The sequence below is a fragment of the Bordetella muralis genome (assembly GCF_054781015.1).
In genome coordinates, this window is the sequence record NZ_BAAGVF010000003.1 from 705,211 (window position 1) to 723,107 (window position 17,897).

18 protein-coding genes are annotated in these 17,897 nt (G+C 57.7%); 9 read left to right on the forward strand and 9 right to left on the reverse strand.

From position 1 onward, the window contains the following. Window positions 1-35: 35 nt before the first annotated feature. Both ACYVIT_RS08265 and ACYVIT_RS08270 read right to left on the reverse strand, forming a co-directional pair. The gene (locus tag ACYVIT_RS08265; protein ID WP_415806576.1) at window positions 36-956 is read right to left on the reverse strand and encodes an NADP-dependent oxidoreductase; all 921 of its coding nucleotides are present in this window, start codon (window positions 954-956) and stop codon (window positions 36-38) included. Between the two features lie 20 nt (window positions 957-976). After that, window positions 977-1,531 carry an ester cyclase gene (locus ACYVIT_RS08270; protein ID WP_415806577.1) on the reverse strand — a complete coding sequence of 185 codons (555 nt, stop codon included), beginning with the start codon at window positions 1,529-1,531 and terminating at the stop codon, window positions 977-979. On the opposite strand from ACYVIT_RS08270, the gene ACYVIT_RS08275 reads away from it, so the two are divergent. After that, complete coding sequence (locus ACYVIT_RS08275) at window positions 1,520-2,431, forward strand: LysR family transcriptional regulator (RefSeq protein ID WP_415806578.1); 912 nt, start codon at window positions 1,520-1,522, stop codon at window positions 2,429-2,431. The two genes, ACYVIT_RS08270 and ACYVIT_RS08275, sit on opposite strands and share 12 nt — an antisense overlap. Window positions 2,432-2,580: 149 nt before the next feature. Here the strand turns inward: ACYVIT_RS08275 and ACYVIT_RS08280 are convergent, their stop codons facing one another. Then, window positions 2,581-3,489 carry a LysR family transcriptional regulator gene (locus ACYVIT_RS08280; protein ID WP_415806579.1) on the reverse strand — a complete coding sequence of 303 codons (909 nt, stop codon included), beginning with the start codon at window positions 3,487-3,489 and terminating at the stop codon, window positions 2,581-2,583. Window positions 3,490-3,618: 129 nt separating this feature from the next. Here ACYVIT_RS08280 and ACYVIT_RS08285 point away from each other — a divergent pair, with 129 nt between their 5' ends. The 3 genes from ACYVIT_RS08285 (at window position 3,619) to ACYVIT_RS08295 (ending at window position 6,064) form a co-directional block, all read left to right on the forward strand. Then, window positions 3,619-4,491 (forward strand): NmrA family NAD(P)-binding protein, encoded by an 873-nt coding sequence (locus ACYVIT_RS08285; protein WP_415806580.1) that lies wholly within the window; start codon window positions 3,619-3,621, stop codon window positions 4,489-4,491. 187 nt (window positions 4,492-4,678) lie between these two features. After that, window positions 4,679-5,389 (forward strand): HXXEE domain-containing protein, encoded by a 711-nt coding sequence (locus tag ACYVIT_RS08290; protein ID WP_415806581.1) that lies wholly within the window; start codon window positions 4,679-4,681, stop codon window positions 5,387-5,389. 108 nt (window positions 5,390-5,497) lie between these two features. Continuing rightward, a complete protein-coding gene (locus ACYVIT_RS08295; protein ID WP_415806582.1) occupies window positions 5,498-6,064 on the forward strand; it encodes a LysR family transcriptional regulator in 567 nt (188 codons plus the stop codon). A gap of 88 nt (window positions 6,065-6,152) precedes the next feature. Here the strand turns inward: ACYVIT_RS08295 and ACYVIT_RS08300 are convergent, their stop codons facing one another. Genes ACYVIT_RS08300 through ACYVIT_RS08310 form a run of 3 tightly spaced genes read right to left on the reverse strand, consistent with a single transcriptional unit; the run spans window position 6,153 to window position 9,528 of the window. Beyond that, window positions 6,153-7,184: a Bug family tripartite tricarboxylate transporter substrate binding protein gene (locus ACYVIT_RS08300; RefSeq protein WP_415806583.1), complete on the reverse strand. Its 1,032-nt coding sequence runs from the start codon at window positions 7,182-7,184 to the stop codon at window positions 6,153-6,155. Beyond that, window positions 7,181-8,197 (reverse strand): NADPH:quinone oxidoreductase family protein, encoded by a 1,017-nt coding sequence (locus ACYVIT_RS08305; RefSeq protein WP_415806584.1) that lies wholly within the window; start codon window positions 8,195-8,197, stop codon window positions 7,181-7,183. Before ACYVIT_RS08305 ends, ACYVIT_RS08300 begins: the two co-directional genes overlap by 4 nt. Window positions 8,198-8,208: 11 nt before the next feature. Next, window positions 8,209-9,528 (reverse strand): CaiB/BaiF CoA transferase family protein, encoded by a 1,320-nt coding sequence (locus tag ACYVIT_RS08310; RefSeq protein ID WP_415806585.1) that lies wholly within the window; start codon window positions 9,526-9,528, stop codon window positions 8,209-8,211. Between the two features lie 41 nt (window positions 9,529-9,569). Here ACYVIT_RS08310 and ACYVIT_RS08315 point away from each other — a divergent pair, with 41 nt between their 5' ends. Next, complete coding sequence (locus ACYVIT_RS08315; protein ID WP_415806586.1) at window positions 9,570-10,493, forward strand: LysR family transcriptional regulator; 924 nt, start codon at window positions 9,570-9,572, stop codon at window positions 10,491-10,493. A gap of 65 nt (window positions 10,494-10,558) precedes the next feature. Here ACYVIT_RS08315 and ACYVIT_RS08320 read toward each other — a convergent pair whose 3' ends face one another. Both ACYVIT_RS08320 and aceE read right to left on the reverse strand, forming a co-directional pair. Then, window positions 10,559-11,029: an NUDIX hydrolase gene (locus tag ACYVIT_RS08320; RefSeq protein ID WP_415806587.1), complete on the reverse strand. Its 471-nt coding sequence runs from the start codon at window positions 11,027-11,029 to the stop codon at window positions 10,559-10,561. A gap of 119 nt (window positions 11,030-11,148) precedes the next feature. Further along, window positions 11,149-13,836, reverse strand: a complete 2,688-nt coding sequence (gene aceE / locus ACYVIT_RS08325; protein WP_415806588.1) for a pyruvate dehydrogenase (acetyl-transferring), homodimeric type — start codon at window positions 13,834-13,836, stop codon at window positions 11,149-11,151. A 166-nt stretch (window positions 13,837-14,002) separates the two neighbouring features. Between aceE and ACYVIT_RS08330 the strand changes: the two genes are divergently transcribed. Next, a complete protein-coding gene (locus tag ACYVIT_RS08330) occupies window positions 14,003-14,440 on the forward strand; it encodes a MarR family winged helix-turn-helix transcriptional regulator (RefSeq protein WP_415806589.1) in 438 nt (145 codons plus the stop codon). Between the two features lie 36 nt (window positions 14,441-14,476). Here the strand turns inward: ACYVIT_RS08330 and ACYVIT_RS08335 are convergent, their stop codons facing one another. Continuing rightward, window positions 14,477-15,604, reverse strand: coding sequence for a transketolase-like TK C-terminal-containing protein (locus ACYVIT_RS08335; protein ID WP_415806590.1), 1,128 nt, complete (start codon window positions 15,602-15,604; stop codon window positions 14,477-14,479). Window positions 15,605-15,701: 97 nt separating this feature from the next. Here ACYVIT_RS08335 and ACYVIT_RS08340 point away from each other — a divergent pair, with 97 nt between their 5' ends. The 3 genes from ACYVIT_RS08340 to ACYVIT_RS08350 all read left to right on the forward strand — a co-directional run bounded on the left by ACYVIT_RS08340 (window position 15,702) and on the right by ACYVIT_RS08350 (window position 17,893). Further along, a complete protein-coding gene (locus ACYVIT_RS08340; protein ID WP_415806591.1) occupies window positions 15,702-16,358 on the forward strand; it encodes a glutathione S-transferase family protein in 657 nt (218 codons plus the stop codon). 14 nt (window positions 16,359-16,372) lie between these two features. Beyond that, window positions 16,373-16,696, forward strand: coding sequence for a DMT family transporter (locus tag ACYVIT_RS08345; protein WP_415806592.1), 324 nt, complete (start codon window positions 16,373-16,375; stop codon window positions 16,694-16,696). Window positions 16,697-17,038: 342 nt separating this feature from the next. Beyond that, a complete protein-coding gene (locus ACYVIT_RS08350; RefSeq protein ID WP_415806593.1) occupies window positions 17,039-17,893 on the forward strand; it encodes an N-acyl homoserine lactonase family protein in 855 nt (284 codons plus the stop codon). Window positions 17,894-17,897: the final 4 nt, after the last annotated feature.

Sequence of the window (17,897 nt, forward strand, 5' to 3'; positions counted from 1 at the left end):
ACCTGAAATCCTTGCAGCACAACGCTCTCCACGGATCAACTGCTCACTCGGATGAGCACCTTGCCGCGTGCATGTCCGGTAGCCACTTTCTCCAGCGCCGAGCGCGCCTCGTCCAACGGGAAGATCGAGTCGGTGATGATCTGCAACTGCCCCGTCTGGAAGAGGCGGGTAGCCTGCGGCAGGAAAGGCGTTGCGCTTTCGAAAAACACGAAATCGCCCGCGTTTCCGTTTTGCGGTTTGATGCCGAACTCAACCAGCGTTGCGATGCGGCCGCCCGCGCGCAAGACGGGCCAGGACTTGGTCAGCGTGTCACCGCCGACAGTGTCAATTACGAGGTCGATGTCGCGCGTTTTCGCGAAGTCCTGCATCCGGTAGTCGATGACATCGTCTGCGCCCAGGCTCTTGACCAGATCGACGTTCTTGCCGGACGCCGTGGCGACGACATAGGCGCCCGCTTGGTGGGCTAGTTGGACGGCCATGCTGCCGACGCCCCCCGCTGCGGCGTGGATCAGCACGCGCTGCCCACGCCGCAGTTGGCCGACGTTAAACAGCGCTTGCTGAGCCGTGCCAAAAGCGGTTGGCAGGGCCGCAGCCTGTTCGACGCTCATTTCTGCTGGGATGAGGCACACGTCATCACCGGAAATCATCAAGGTGTGAGCGAAGGCACCTCCCTCGCTGGGCGCCGTGCGTCCGACCACGCGGTCGCCAGGCTTCACGTTGGACACCTGTGCGCCGACGGCCTCAATGACGCCGCCGAAGTCCGTGCCCGGCACATACGGAAGTTCGACCGGGAAGACTTGCTGCATGTAGCCGGCGATTATCTTCAGGTCCAGCGGGTTGACGCCTGCAGCCTCGACTCGCACCCTGACTTCGGTGGGCCGGAGTGCGCGCAGAGGACGTTCGCCGATAGTGAAAACGTCGGGAGCACCAAAGGTGCTGATAAATGCTGCTTTCATCGGGATATCTCCGAAGGGGTTCAGGCTTGAGGTGGGAACTGGCCGAGTTGGAGGAACAGACCGAACCAGTCCTCCATGTGCCAGGTCTTGGCAATGCGATCGCCCGCGAGCGTATGAAACTCATGGAGGCGGAAGCTGACCTTTTTTCCCGTGGGTGCGATACCGAAGAGCTCACCTTGATGCGTGCCGCTGATCTCCGCGCGCACACCGATTCGGCCAGGCTCCTGGACCATGTCGTGGATGGTGATCCTGACGTCGGGGAACGCCTGCAGGACGATGCGGATGATGGGCTTGATGCCGTCGGGGCCGGGGCTCTGGCCAGGAGCAAGCGGGACGTCGTCCCAGTCCGGTGCAAGAACCCTATCCACGAGGTCAGCGTTCTTGTCGGTAAATGCGCGGTAGAAAATCTCCACCGCCTGACGCTCAGTGAGAAGGCGATCGGAGAGATCAGTGTTGGAGGTGTTCATTGCCAATTTCATTTCCGTTTGCTGACGATGGTGAAATTTTGGGGACGGCAGTAGAATCTGTCCAACAAATACATCGTATATATCTTTATCCACGGTATGAATTTTCATGGCATCGATCTAAACCTGTTGGTGGCTTTCGACGCCTTGATGAGCGAGCGGAATGTGACTCGCGCTGCAACCCAAGTCGGCGTGAGTCAGCCAGCGATGAGTGCGGCGCTTTCGAGGTTGCGCAAGCTCTTCGGTGACCCGCTGTTTTTGCGCAGCGCCGATGGCCTGTTGCCAACAGCACGCGCACGGGATCTGTCCGAGCCGATCTCCGAAGCTTTGCGACAGATCGAATCCACGCTCGTGAAGAAGCCCCAGTTCGTGCCCGAAAAGGCATCGATGACTTTCAAGCTGGGGCTGTCTGACTATCCGGCCTTCGTCTTGCTGCCTTCATTGATGCAGGCGCTTGAACGTCAGGCACCAGGCGTGTCATTGAATGTGCATGCTTTCAGCGACCGAGATCATGCGGTCGATTTGTTGGATTCAGGTGTCATCGATGCGGCTATCGGTGTCCCACCTACACATGCTGACGGTCGGATATTGACGCGGCCTGTACTTCGAGACGAATTCGTCACGATCGTCGCCAGTAGCCATCCGGCGGCTCGGCGCGGGATGAGCATGAAGAACTACTTGGAGTTGCCTCACGTCCTCGTTTCTCCCGAAGGCGAGCTGTACGGGATCGTGGATCAGGCGCTGGCGCAACAGCGCAAGAAGCGCAATATCGCGCTGACTTTACCGCAGATGTTTGCGGTGCCGGCCATCGTAGCTCGAACGAGAATGACGGCCACGGTCATGAAGCGAGTGGCCCTTTACTCGCCGGCCGGCCGCCGGCTGGTGTTATTTCCGCCCCCGGTGGCATTGCCCGAGGTTGTATTCGACCTGATTTGGCATCGACGCAGTGACGCTCATCCCGCCCAGCTTTGGTTCAGAGAATTTATCGCGGAGCATGCTGCATCGCTATGACCGGTTTTTTCTGCAACCGATTGGCTTGGGGGTTGCGTTGCGGATGACTTGGCGTATGAGAGGGCTGACAGAACCGACGACGATGGTGGTCTACAACCCGGCAACGCCAGAGGATGCCGAGCCGATCAGATCCCATTACGCCCGGGGCCTCAGCCGGCCATCGGCTTCGGCAGGTAATCGTCTGGTTTGAATGCCCTTCGCATCCGCTGGGTGGCGAAATCGACAAAAGCGCGAAGTTTTGGCAGTGACTGATTTCGGCTTGGATAGTAAAGGGAAAGACCGGGAACCTCTTCGCAATAAGGTTCGAGAACGGCCTGCAGATCTCCGCTTTCAAGATACGACATTACTAGCGAATGCGGCACTTGAAAGAGCCCGGCACCTCTGAGCGCTGAGCGAACGCAGGTCTCAATGTCGTTGATCACGAGCGGCCCCTCGACGCCCACCATGATGCGCTTACCATCGACGACAAATTGCCAATGATCGAGAGCCCGCACGGACTGACGCAGCAGTATGCAACGGAAATTCTGCAGGTCGGAGGGAGACGACGGCCGGCCATGTTTCCGAAATAACGCGGGGGTGCCAACAACAACGAAGCGTTCCGGTGGTGTCAACCATACCGCGACCATATCGATCTGCACGAAATTTCCCAGTCGTATCCCCGCATCGAAACCTTCTGCGACGATGTCTATGGGGCGATCTTCGCCCACCAGTTCGAGCTCAACGTTCGGGTAGGCATCGAAAAAATCCGGCAGCAAGCGATTCGCCAGCAACGGCAAAATCGGCCTGGGCGCATTGATGCGCAGCCGGCCGGTAATCTCGCCACCCAAGCCACTCGCGGCATCCAATCCTGCCGAGAGCATGTCGACAGCCGGGCGCGTGTGGGCAAGCAGGCGTTCGCCAGCCTCGGTGAGGCTGACGCTCCGTGTCGTACGCGAGAAGAGCGGCGCGCCCACTCGTTTCTCCAGACTGCGTATCGCCTGGCTGACCGCGGACGGAGTGATTCCGAGCTGCCGTGCCGCCGCACGGAAGCCCCGGCATTCGGCCACGGTCAAAAACATGACCAGCCCATCCAGATGGGTTCTATCGATTGTTAAGTTCATCTACACGGCCCGTTCTGAATATGCCCAGTATTCAAATAATAGCGCACGAGTTACCTTGGGCTACCGAACTGATCAAGGAGAACTCACATGTTTTTAGTTATGGGAATTACGGGAAAAGTAGGTGGTGCAGCCGCAACCCATCTGCTGACGCAAGGCAAGAAGGTGCGCGCGCTGGTCCGCGACCGTTCGAAGGCGTCAAGCTGGGTTGAGCAAGGCGTCGAACTGGTTGATGGCGATTGGAACGATGCGGCCTCCGTTGAGCGGGCGCTCAAGGACGTGGAGGGTGCGTTTGTCATGTTGCCCCCCATCTGGGCGCCGTCGCCGGATTTCAGGGAAGCCAAGCTCGTTATCGCGAACTATGTCCAGGCGCTCACCAAGGCGCCGGTGCCGCGGGTCGTGGCGCTTTCGTCGATGGGCGCAAACAGAACCAGCGGGATGGGGTTGATCACGGCGCTGTCGCTTCTGGAGCAGAGCTTTCGCGATCTGGCATCGCCGATCGCCTATGTGCGAGCAGGGGGTTTTTTTGAGAACTTCTTGTACGGGTTGCACGTCGCTCAAGGCGGCGAACTACCTGTCTTCTATGACCCGCCAAGTCGGAAATCGACCATGGTCGCGACCAACGACATCGGCGCCGAGATCGCAACGCTTCTGAGCGGACCGGCTTGGTCCGGACATCGCATCATCGAACTCGGTTCAATGGTGAGTGCAGACGAAGTGGCTGCGCAATTGGGCGAAGTGATGAAGCTACACGTTAAAGCCGTTGCGGTTCCGCGGGCCGGGTGGGCGGGTGTATTCGAGCAGCTCGGCATTCCGAAAGGCCAGTCTGGTCCGGCCGAAACCATGTATGAGGCTGTCAATGCCGGAGGAATGGACCTCGGGCTCAAGGGTACGGAGCACGTTTCGGGCGCGACGTCTGCTCGCGATGTGTTTGCGGCGGTCCAGAAGGCCTCTGCAGCATAGGTCCGCCCATACGCTGTCGATCTGGGCATCGCGAGGCCGACGGCGTATGGGAACGTACACAGTGATTCACGGGTATCCGAACGGCCAAAGCCGTCCGAGCCCAGGCCGATGAAGTGCGATCTTTTTTCTACTTTATTAAGTAACATCGGTCTGACTGCACAGATTATGCGGGGAATCACCGTTGAATATGTCTTTCCCTTGGTTAGGATTGATAGGCGCAGCCGCGCTGCTCTTGCTCCTATTCGGGTCCGACCTTCTTCGCAGTGATAAAGCTATCTCGCGATGGCGGGACCTGCCTTGGCTATCATGGGCGGGAGCGACGGCCTACCTCATCCATAACGTCGAGGAATATGGGATCGACCTGTTCGGCCGGACGTACGCGTTTCCAACGTCGATGTGCCAGCTGTTTGGCTTTCAGGACGCCGCGCATTGCCCCGTTCCGCCGGCATTCTTTACGGCGGTCAATGTGCCGATGTTCTGGTTTGCTGCGCCGATCGCGGCCTTGCTGAGTCGGCGTCATCCCCTGGTTGGACTCGCCGTCTACGGCGTGATGTTGGTGAACGTTGTTGCGCATGTCATCAGCGGTATTGTTGCCGGATCGATCTACAACCCTGGCTGGCTGACAGCGATCTTCCTGTTCCTGCCGCTGACAGTATGGATGGTTCACACTCTCTTCGGAAGGGGCGGTTTGCGCTATGGCGCGTGGGCATTCCTGGTAGCGTGGGGGGGCGTGCTGCACCTCATCTTGGCGGGCTCGGTTGTTCCGCTCATGAAAGGCCTGATCAGCACACCTATCCCCGCGATTGTTATCCAGGTGGTCAATGCCGGACTCCTTATCGTCGTACCTTGGTTAGCCGAACGCTGGCGCGGGGGAGTTCTGATCCGCCGAGTGGGCTGATGCGGTAATCGGCGTCCTAAAGTCTTGGATTGTCCGGTTATATTGCAGCTAATGCGTTGCGGCACGTTATATAGACGCACATAAAAAAATCAGCCAGGAGACGAGGCAATGACTGACGCGGCGCATCGCAGCGAGGGTGTTTTGGTCGAGCATTTCCGCGAGACCATGATGTTTATGCAGGTTGCCGAGAGTCGCAGTTTCACTGTGGCGGCGCAGCGCTTGAATGTGACCCCCGCCGGCGTTAGCAAGGGAGTCAGCCGGCTGGAGGTAGCGCTCGGCGTCAAGCTACTCAATCGATCTACCCGGAGCGTGTCGCTCACCGACGATGGAGAGAGATTGGCGCTGCGCTGGCGGAGCATCCTGCTGGAGGTGCAAGCCGCGGAGGCGGAGGTGTCGCATGGGGAGAGCCTCAGAGGAAAGCTCAAGATCCACGCGCCTGTAGGTTTGGGCCGAAAAATCATCATGCCGCTGCTCGTCTCTATGGCCAAAAAATTCCCCGAACTTGTCGTCAACGCGGACTTCAGCGACCGCGTGCCCAGTTTTGTGGAAGAGGGTTTTGACGTCGCCGTCAAGATTGGCGAAGTGGCGGACTCGCGCATGGTGGCCAGGAAGCTGATCCCGCCGTCGCAATGTATGGAAGGACGGCTCTTTCCGTGCAAAAACCATCAATCGTGATACGGTGGTGATGCAGGGGCGCCAGCGCAATCGATAGGTGACGGCTGGCGCATAAGTTAAGGTATGAGTCTATGCAACACGCATATTCTCAATCAGCCCGAGCCCCCGACAGCTTGACGATCTCCGCCCATTTTTTTTCTTCGGACCGCATGTACGTTTTAAACGCTTCGGGACTGGAACCCACCGGCTCTGCGCCCATGCGATGGTATTGGGCTACTATTTCTGGTTTCTTAAGCACTTCCTGCGCTGCCTCGGACAGCTTGGCCACGATCTCTGGCGGGGTGTCTCTGGGCGCCCACATTCCGTACCAGGTACTGGTTTCATAGCCGTCCAAACCGGATTCCTGCATGGTCGGAACATTGGGTAAAGAGGTGGATCGTTTTTTCGTGGTGACAGCCAGGGCTTTGAGTTTGCCCGCTGTAATGAAAGGCATCGCGGACGGCATGGAGTCGAACATCAACTGAATCTGACCGCCCATCAAATCGGTCAGCGCAGGCGCGCTCCCTTTGTAGGGAACATGCTGCATCGGGATTCCCGTTTTTAATTTGAACAGTTCCCCCGACAAGTGCTGCGAAGACGCGTTGCCAGCCGAACCAAAGTTGATGGTGCTTTTGGTTTTCTTCAGATAAGCAATCAGCTCCGCTACGTTGGATACCGGAAGTTTGCTGTTGACGACCAACACCAAAGGAACGTCTACGAGCTGGGTTATCGGCGTAAAGTCGTTGAACGAGTCGTAGGGCACGTTGGCGTATACAGACGGATTGATCACTTGTAGCGATGCATTTGTCAGCAGCGTGTACCCATCGGGCGCGGCCTTTGCCACCTGAGCTGCGCCTACCATGCCGCTGGCGCCGGGTTTGTTTTCGACGACGATGGGTTTCTTTAAGACCTTTTCCATGGAAGCGGCGGCAACGCGGCCGACCAAGTCTGTAGGCCCGCCAGGCGGGTATGGAATAACCAACCTGATGGGCGAGTGAGGATAGTCGGATGCAGCAATCGCCGGTGCAATACCCATCAGTGCCGTGAGAGAGAAAGTCAGTGCCCCGGCAAGCAAGACAGCCTGGACGGCGGCTCGTCGCGGCGGCGGCCGGTGATAGGTGTGCTCTGGCTTGTGCGTCATGTCATGTCTCCTTTGATTTTAAGGGCGATCTTTCCCAGTACCTCGCGTCCGTGCAGTGCATCCAGTGCTTCGCACAATTCATGCATCGCATAAACGCGGGAAATACCCGGATGGATGGCGTCGCTCCCTGCCATTTCAAACAGCTGCGCCATCATGGTTTGCATGGGGCGTTCGTAATGTTTGCGCTCGTTCGCTGGTGTCCAACCGATGTATTGGCCATAAAAGAAGCCAAGCAAACTGAGGTTTTTGACCAGTAGAATATTCGCCGGCACGTTGGGAATCGATCCACTGGCAAAGCCTATGATCACGATTTTTCCGTTTTGCGCCGTACAGCGCAGGGCACGCAGCAATAGATCGCCTCCAACGGGGTCGAACACGATCGTGGCGCCTTTGCCATCTGTCAGTGCCTTTACCTGTTCAATGAGCTGGCTCGCATCGACGGCGTGGTGGGCGCCGTTGTGCAAGGCCGCTTGGCGCTTTTTCTCTGTGCTGGCGCAGGCAATGACCTTGACGTTTGGAATCTGCGCAGCCAGTTCGACCGCTGCGGCGCCTACGCCGGACCCCGCACCCAGTATCAAGAGCGAGTCGCCTTCTTTTATCTGTGCGCGCCAATGCAGCGCCGTGAACGCCGTGCCGTAGGAGATCGGCAGCGCCAGCGCATTCAATGGCGGCAGGCCTGCAGGTACCGGATACACTGTGGAGGCCTGGATCTTTAGTTGCTCGCTGTAAGCGCCCCAGTCGCAAATAAAGACAGCGGTGTCGCCAGGTTTGATGTGTTCAACGGCCTGTCCGCACTGCAACACGCAGCCCACGCCCTCTGTTCCCGGGGTAAAGGGCAGCGGCGGCGACTTTTGGTATTTCCCCTCTATCAACAAGCCTGTGGCGTGGCTGACCGTGGCATGGTGAACTTCGATCAAGACTTCATCGTCGGCCAAGCCGGACGGCGAGTCGACGGATTGCACAGAAATGACGTCTGCGGGTGAACCGAACTCTCGGCAGATGATCGATTGCATGACTGTCCTCGTCACAGTTTGATAACGTGTTCGGTGGCCAGCTTGTTTATCGCTGTGCTATCGAGTCCGATCTCGTTCAAGATCTTTGCAGAGTGCTCTCCGATACGTGGCGCAGGCTTGGGTGTTTTTTCCGTGTGGACCGGCCACGGTGTTGCCGCGATCAAGACATCGCCAAAGCCGGGTTGGTGCAACGTTTGAAATGTGGACAGGTGCTGGGCCTGCGGGTGCTGTAATACTTCACTGGCGTTGCGAACGCGTGCATGTAGCACGCTGTGCTGGTTGAAGCGTGTTTCCAGCTCTGCGACTTTCCAGTTCCGCACGACGTCGGCCAGCTCAGTGTGCAAGATCGCTTTATGTTGAAGGCGAAGTTCATTCGTTGCAAAGCGGGGATCTTGTTCCCAATGCGTCAAGGAAAGGGCTTGGCTGATCCGTTGAAATTGATCATTGTTCAACGCCAATATGGTAATTTTTCCGTCCACAGCGTCAAATATTCCGTTGGGGGCGCTGACGGCCTGTTTGATCACTTGCTTGGCAATCACTTCTTCCGAAAAAGCAGTCGATTGCAATGCGCAGCAGACGTTGAATAGATTGAGCTCTACGTGAACGCCTTTGCCTGTTTTAGCGCGTTGTAATAGTGAGGCCGTACAGGCCTGCGCGGCATAGATGCCGGTCGCGATGTCGGCTAGTAAGAAACCCACTCGCTGAGGGCTGCCATTCACATCCCGGTTGGTGCTCATGAGCCCGCTGTCGGCTTGCATCACGGAGTCTGTAGCGGGGTTCTCCGAAAACGGACCGTCGGCCCCATAGCCGCTGATCGATACATAGACTGGGTTTAAGCCCAACTGCGTCAGTGATTCAAAATCGAGACCTAATCGTTGCACGGTCTGGGGCCGAAAATTCTGCACAACAATATCGGCTGTTTTAGCCAGTGCCAGAATCAGCGCCTTGCCCTCGGGATGCTTGGCATCGACCGCGAAACTTTGCTTGCCGGCGTTATAGGTGCAGGACAGGGTGCTGTGCCCATTTGACGAGACGCCTACGTGGCGTCCCCAGTCGCCTTGGGCCGGCTCTATCTTGATGACCTCTGCGCCTTGGTGGCTGAGTAGTTGAGTGCAGTAGGGACCGGCCACGCCCTGGCTCAGGTCCAGCACCTTGAAGCCCGATAATGGGGTAAACCCCAGTGTTGATTCACACGTCACGTATGCCCCCTTTGTCTTGAGCCGCCTTGCTGGATTCCCAACCGACTTAGCCTGTAAATCCCATAGTAAGAGGGCACAGGTAATTTGAGAACTTTCAAAACAGAGCCGTGTCTGGTGATTGATAATCAACAATGAATGGGCGCATGATGCCGTCTGGACTGGGGGGAACGACGATGGATTTGAATCTGGTTCGGTTATTTGTTGCGATTGCAGAATCAAAGAATCTCACCGATGCGGCTAGCCGGTCGGGAGTGACTCGATCGAATGTTTCCCGACGCCTAGGCATGCTGGAAAAAGAGTATGGCGCGCAATTGTTGCGTCGAACGACCCGGTATATGGAACTCACACAGGCCGGCCGCATTCTCTATGAGCATTGTCTGCACGCGTTAAACGAGCTCAGGAGTGCTCAACTGAAGATTGATCAAATCCACCAAACCGTCAGTGGAGAGATCCGTATGCGTATTCCGACGGGGCTCGGGCATTTTTATATCAAGCCCTTGATTCTGGAGTTTTGCAAAACTCACCCGGAATTAAATCTGCGCTTGGTCATCAACGATCAGATTCACGATCTGGTCGCATCAAAGGTCGATCTGGCGATTCACATCACATCTGCGCCGTTGGAGGACCACGTCGCTACCCATGTATGCGACATTCAATGGGGGTTGTTTTGCACCCCGGCTTATCTACGTTCGCTTGTTCACCCGTTGGAAGAACCGAGAAGTATCAAGCACGCGAAGTTGATCGCGCCGTTGAATATTCCACACAGATTGGAGTTTTCGTCACAAAGGGCCGCGGCACATGAATTAATACAGTGCGAGCCCTTCATCCAATCGGGGGACTATCAATTTCTGTTCAATGCCGCAACGGCGGGCTTAGGCGTGGCCCTGCTGCCACGCTACGCTGTCAGAGACGCCATCAGGCAAGGCGCATTGGTGCAGGTTCTCGACCGTCACGAGGTGAGCGGCGTGGGTAACGCGCTCTATGTCGTTCGTGCAGCGAATCGCCAACCTTCTGCGGCCACGTTGGTATTGTTAGATTTGCTGGTGACATCGATACGAAAGATGGCACCCAGTTGGGACGCGGCACACGCTGGTTAACACGTAAACGGCGGTCATATGGCCTTCCTGTGCCGGGGTACAACGGCCCATGTCGCTGTACTTGCTCAAGCAATCTCCTGCGCAAACACAGCGGCCGCCTGGCGCGCTACTTCTACAACGTTAAGGCTCATCGCCAGCTTGCATTCATTCAACGCTTCCAAAGTGAACCACCTGGCTTCGAGCGCGTCGTCTCCGGCGACCGGTATCCCCGATTGCCACTTGCAGAGCACAGCAATCAAGACGAAATGCTGACGAAGCTCGCCTTTGTCGTCACGGCCGAACACATCGACAGCCGTGAAGACGCGGTGCGCTTCGGCGCGGACACCGGTCTCTTCCAGCAGTTCGCGAACGGCGGCGTTTTTGATGGTTTCGCCGATTTTGATTTTTCCGCCGGGGAAACCCCAGCTCCCGGCGTCGGGAGGATTGGCCCGGCGCACCAGCAGGATTTTTTCATCATGAAATACGGCTGCGATGGTTGCTGCGATGGGGCGGGATACCGGCTGTGCAGAAGACGATGGATAGCTGCTATCTGACATAATGGCCTCGCATAATGAGACAAGCACAGAGGCAAAGCATCAAGCCGCCGGCAATCCAGGCGCCGCAGATCAGGCGGCACCTCTTTGGTTGCCGGCAAATGGACCGTCACCGTTCGGTATTAGACGGCCGCGGGATCGATTTTCTCGGCATCGATACCATACCGTAGCATGGCCTCACGGATCTTTGCACGGGGCAGCCGTCCCTCGTCAACGCATGCCTTGATGGCGGCCAGGGCGATGAAGGTTCGATCCACCTCGAAAAAAGCACGCAGTGACTCGCGGGTATCCGAGCGGCCGAAGCCGTCCGTGCCGAGGCTGATGAAGCCGCGATCCTTGATGAACGGGCGGATCTGGTCGCCGACGATCTTCATATAGTCGGTTGCGACCACGACAGGACCAGTACGGTCTTGCAGACACTGCTGAACATACGGAACGCGCGGCTCGTCTTCCGGATGCAGCATATTCCAACGCTCAGCGGCCATGCCATTACGGCGCAGTTCAGTCAGGCTCGTCGCGCTCCAGACATTGCTGGAAATACCAAAGTCCTGTTCCAGCAGTTCACTCGCTGCAATGACTTCGCGCAGGATCGCGCCGCTGCCCATCAGTTGTACATGTGGTTTGCCGGCGGGCTCTGCCGCAGGATCCTGCTTTTCGCCGTCGCGCAACAGGTAAAGCCCCCTGAGAATGCCGGCCTCGCTGCCTGGCGGCAGGGCGGGGTTCGGATAGTTTTCGTTGAGCAGGGTGATGTAGTAGTAAATATCCTCCTGTTCCGCATACATGCGGCGCAAACCGTCCTGGATGATGACTGCCAGTTCGTAGGCAAAGGTAGGGTCATACGACACGCAATTCGGTATCACCGATGACAGTACGTGGCTATGGCCATCATCGTGCTGCAGGCCTTCTCCCATGAGCGTAGTGCGGCCCGATGTGGCGCCCAGCAGGAACCCCCGCGTGCGCGCGTCGCCCGCCGCCCACGCCAAATCCCCTACGCGTTGCAGGCCGAACATGGAATAGAAGATATAAAACGGGATGGCCGCTAGGCCATGATTGCTGTAGGCCGTTCCCGCGGCGATCCATGACGCAATCGCACCGGATTCATTAATGCCCTCTTGCAGGATTTGACCGTCCTTGGCCTCCTTGTAGTAGCTCAATTGGCCGGCATCTTGCGGGGTATAGAGTTGGCCCACGTACGAGTGGATACCGATCTGGCGAAACAGACCCTCCATGCCGAAGGTGCGCGATTCGTCGGGCACGATGGGAACGACGAGTTTGCCCAGATGAGGGTCTTTAAGCAGCGTAGTCAGGATGCGCACGAACGACATGGTGGTCGACACACCGCGCTCGCCGCTATCTTTCAATTGTGTCGCGAAAGCGTTGAGCGGCGGGACCTGCAAAGGGGCAACCTGGCTGTGACGCGCCGGGACATGACCGCCGAGCGCGGCCCGGCGTCGCGCGAAATAGCGGGCTTCCTCGCTGTCGGGCGCAGGCTTCAGATAGGGCATATCCTCGAGCTGGTCATCGGGCACCGGCAGTGAGAATCGATCGCGGAACGCGCGCACGGCGTCAGCGCTCATCTTCTTCAGCTGATGGTTGACGTTCTGGCCTTCGCCGGCCTCGCCCATCCCGAAGCCTTTGACCGTTTTGACCAGAACGACGGTCGGACGGCCTTTGGTGCTGACGGCCTGTGTGTAGGCGGCGTGTACTTTCTCCGGATCATGGCCCCCACGGGTCAACGCCCAGATGTCATCGTCCGACAGGTGCGCGACCAACTCCAGCAGCTGCGGATACTTGCCGAAGAAATGCTCGCGCACATAGGCGCCGTTCTGAGATTTAAACGTCTGGTACTCACCGTCAACGCATTCCATCATGCGTTGACGCAGCAGCCCGCTGGTATCGCGTTTGAGCAGATCGTCCCAGCCGCTGCCCCACAACACCTTGACGACGTTCCAGCCCGCTGCCCGGAAGGTGCCTTCGAGTTCTTGAACAATCTTGCTGTTGCCTCGTACGGGGCCGTCCAAACGTTGCAGATTGCAGTTGACGACAAAGATCAGGTTGTCGAGCCGTTCCCGCCCGGCGACCGAGATAGCTGCCAGCGATTCGGGCTGGTCCATCTCGCCGTCACCCAGAAAGGCCCACACTTTGCGACCTTGATGCTCCAGCAGCCCGCGGTATTCGAGATACCGCATGAATCTCGCCTGGTAGGCAGCGGTCAGCGGCCCCAAACCCATCGACACCGTGGGGAATTGCCAGAAATCCGGCATCAGGCGCGGGTGGGGATACGAGGATAGGCCGTCGCGCCCGGCCTCCCGTCGGAAATTGTCCAGTTGTTCTTCGTTGATGCGTCCTTCCAGGTAGGCGCGTGCATAGATGCCCGGTGCGGAATGTCCCTGTATGTAAACCATATCGCCGCCGAAAGTCTCGGTGCGGCCTCGGAAAAAGTGATTGAAACCCACGTCGTAGAGCACGGCGGCCGACTGGTACGTGGCGATGTGTCCGCCGACATTGGAATGCTTGCCGGCGCGCAGCACCATGACCATTGCATTCCAGCGGATGTAGGCGTTCAATTGACGCTCGATGTCGAGGTCGCCAGGATAGGCAGGTTGCCGGTCTTTCGGGATGGTATTGACGTAGGGACTGGTGACACGCTCATGCAGGTCGCCATGTCTGGATGCATCGAATTCAGTGAGCTGGTCGATCAGATAATGCGTGCGGGAGCGGCCCTCGACTGCCTCTACAGCCTCCAGCGCTTGCAGCCATTCTTGAGTTTCCAGCGGGTCGACGTCGACCAAGGCGAGGGCGGGATTCATATTGGGCCTCCAAAAAAACAACGTGTTAAAGCGATGCCGGCGCCGGCCAGTCTGGTGTGGCGCAGACATCGATTGATAGCCTATGAATTGCAAATGCAATCGTGTTCGCCGAGATTCTAAGTCAGCTACAATTGCAAATGCAACTAAAAAAATGAAGGAGCCTGCTATGAAGGACGGAACGGATCTGTGGTTTTCGTTTGTGCGTACCCATCGCTTGATGATCCGTGAGGTAGAGCGCCGCCTGGCAGCGTCCGGGTTGCCAGCCTACGCCTGGTACGACGTACTGTGGGGACTGGAAAGCGGCCCGCAAGGCACTCGGCGGATGCACGAGCTGGCCGACGCACTGGCGATAGAACGCTACAACCTGACACGGCTGGTAGATCGCCTGGAACAAGAGGGATTGGTCACGCGTACGCGCTCGCCGGAGGACGGCCGCGCCGCATATGCCAGCATCACAAAGGAAGGGCGCGCGCTGCGCAAGAAAATGTGGAAGGTGTACGAAAGCACCGTTGCAGAGCTTTTTCTGAATCAGTTCAGCGCGGATGAGCAAGCAAAATTCGCCAACGGTCTGGACCGAGCTGCCGCCATGGCCCGCGGTCAGTAATTCAATGTGCCGCGAGTGCGTCAGAGCCGCCAGGTTTCAGATCAGTGCATATCGCTTCAATGCTTGCTCCGCATGCCGCATCGATAAGGTACCTTCATCGCCGAGCGTTTTAAGCGCAGTGGCCACGATCCACTGAGCCGTGGGAGATCTGCTCACACCACGGTCAGAGTCGGCTCCCATCGCGACAAATCGAGCGCAGACAAAGCCGCCGATTTGGCTGGCAATATGTCGTTCATATCCGGTGACGGCGAGAACAGGCGATTGCTCAGACCCCAGGCAAGCCTGGATATAGGGCGTCTTCTTCGGTGATAGAGGATGGAGCGTGTTCCAGTGCTCCACCGCGTATCCTTCCCGTGCCAGGCGCGTATAGCTCGGGCAGCTCCACACCTCGCTTGGGATGTTCCAGTCTGTTTGGAGAAGACCGGCCGCCCGGATCACCGTCCCCAAGGCCTTGCCGGCGCCCAGCAACCGGATAGCTGGGGAACGCGATCTGGATGCAGCGTTGATCCGATACATCCCCTTGTACGCATCCTGCACATCGGTTTGAGCGGATATTGGCACTTCACTGTCGTCAGCATGCAGGGCCATATAGAAGCATCCCGGCTCGTTATCTATGTACAGCGTCTGTAGGGCGGAACGCAGAATAGCGAGCGTTTCTTGGCCGGACGCTGGATCGTAAGGGATGCAGTTCAAGCTACTGGCAAGCCAGAGCGGAACGGCAGGTTGCACGCTCTTGGGCCACCGTGACGAGGTTGCCTCGGCGTCGTTGCACAGGATGCCATGTTCAGCAGCCTCGAATATCGCAGCGCGCAGTCCGGCTACGGATTCGGATCGCAATAGATACAGCAACGGCACCTCGAAGCGGCCAGGCCCGTCTCGAAACCAAAGAGGCCAGGCGCTGATGTTGCGCGTTCCCGTCCCAGCGTCGCGGGTGGGTTGAACTCCTGGAGCCGACGTCCCTTGCGAGGCATTTACGACCCAAACCTTGCCCTCGGTCATTACGTCTCGCTCCAGGGTCCGGGCGAAGGCTTGGATGGCGCGGTAGGGAGAGGCGGCGAGGCAGGCGTGCCCCACATTTTCCGCAGTGAGTTTTTCAAGACAAATAGCTGCGACCAGCCGGGTTTGCTGCGTGGCTGCAGCCGGACGTAGATGCTCGAGAGTCATGGTTTACCTTTGTTGAGGGGCTTCTTGCGCGACTCGATATCGTGCCTTACGATTGCAAATGCAATTATTGTAATTGCAATCGTAAAAAAGGACAGACATGACACACCCCAGCGATCTGGCGTTCTATACGGCCGACACCCCCAATGGGCAGAAGGTCAGCATCTTTCTCAAGGAAGCCGGACTTCCTTATGAGCAGTTTGACCTGGATCTTGAGCGCGGCGATCAACATCGACCGGATTTCCTGAAGATCAACCCGAACGGCAAGATTCCAGCCATCGTTGATCGAAAGGCTGGTCTCGCAGTTTTCGAGTCAGGCGCCATACTTTCTTATCTTTCATCGAAGACCGGCTGCTTGCTGCCCACGACGGAGGCAGAGAATATTGCCGTGCAGCAATGGCTGCATTTCCAGGTTGGCGGTATCGGGCCGATGCTGGGGCAGCTATGGTGGTTCTTGCACGCGTCAAAAACGGGCAACACCGAGGCAATACAGCGGTACCAGCGGCAATCGCTTCGTCTTTACCAAGTCACGGATACACGTCTCAGTGAATCTGCCTTCATCGCCTCGAACAACTACAGCATTGCCGATATTGCAGCGTTCTCTTGGTTGAGAACCTGGCAGGAATTGAAGCTGGACATCACGCCTTACCCGCATGTCCGGCGGTGGCTCGATAAGATCGCCGCGCGGCCAGCCGTGCAAGCGGGGCTGTTGGCCACCAACGCTGTTTCCCGAGCCACCCGACCGGCTGTGTGCTAGTGGAAGCTGAGGCCATGGCGTGGACTTATTTGTTTCTTGCTGCAGCTCTGGAGATTGTGATGGGCCTCTGTCTCAAGTTGAATGCAGGTTGGACCAAGCTGGGACCGAGCGCCATCGCGGTCATAGCCGGGCTGAGCAGCATCTATTTACTGGCATTGGCCTTGCGTTCGTTACCTGTCGGAATGGCTTACGCTATCTGGACAGGTATCGGAACGATTGGACTGGTTCTTGTGGGTGTGTTGGTATTTCAGGACGAGATGAACTGGCCTCGAGTTTTCTTCTTGGGATTGGCGTTCATCGGAATCATCGGATTGCGCTTTTCCGAAGGGGCGCCATGAGAACCAACGCGATGCGGTGCCGATCGACGTCACCTGCTACGGTCCGATTGGGCAATAGTTCGATCCGCAAACCGACGTTCGTCTTTCACGCCGCCGAAGGCGCACTTAACCAAACATAATTTGACAGCCCGATTGCAGCTGGGGCAGAGTGCGATTCATCTTTATCTTGTTCGTTGTACGCCGGCGCTGGCTAGGGGAAACCCTTGCATTCATCGCCAGTCTGCGATGCTTGTTCCTACCAATTCACCCGGGACACACCGGGAGCGTTTTTGCTGGCCGCGGAACTTGGAGCCCGGCCTTTTATAAAACCAACGTTCTTGCAGTACCAACGAGGAGACGATGATGAGGAAGGGTTGGAAAGGGCTGATGGCCGCGCTGGCCATCTCGGCGGGCGCTGCTGCGCAGGCGACAGAGACACCGGACATCAAGCTGATGCAGTTGTCCGTCGGCAAGATCGAACTCGACAAGGGTTTCATGACTGCCATGGTCGACGTCGGCACCAAAATCAAAATTCCCGTGCCGGCTTATGTGATTCAGCATCCACGAGGCCTGGTGCTGTTCGATACCGGCATGAACCAAGCGACCGCCGATGGCAACTGCGCCAATTACTGGGGGCAGGGCCTGTGCGGCGCGTTCAATTCGATCCAGGGGCGCGACGAAGTCATCGATCGCCAGCTCAAGGCTGCCGGTTTTGATGTGAGCGACGTGAAATACGTGGTGTACTCGCACTTCCACCTGGACCACGCCGGCAATATCAAGATGTTCCCCAACGCCAGACACGTGGTTCAAAAGGCGGAACTGCGCGCGGCCTGGTGGCCCGAAAAATTCCAGCGCGCCGCCTATGTCATGAAAGACTTCGACACGACGCGCGACTACGACTTCATCCAGGTTGAAGGCGATTTCGACTTGTTCGGCGATGGTTCCATCGTGTTGCTGGACACCAAGGGACATACGCAGGGACACCAGTCGCTGCAGGTCAAGCTGAAAAACACCGGTATGGTGTTGCTGGCTGCCGACGCCATCTACACGGGCGAGAACGAGGCGGGTGTGATTCCGGGAATCACCTGGAATACCAACGACTCGATGCGGGCCATCGACCGGCTCAAACAGATACGCGACGCCAATCAGGGCCAGCTCTGGTATAGCCACGACGCGCAGCAGCATGCGCAGAACGCCAAGACCAAAGTCTTTGACTGAGGCG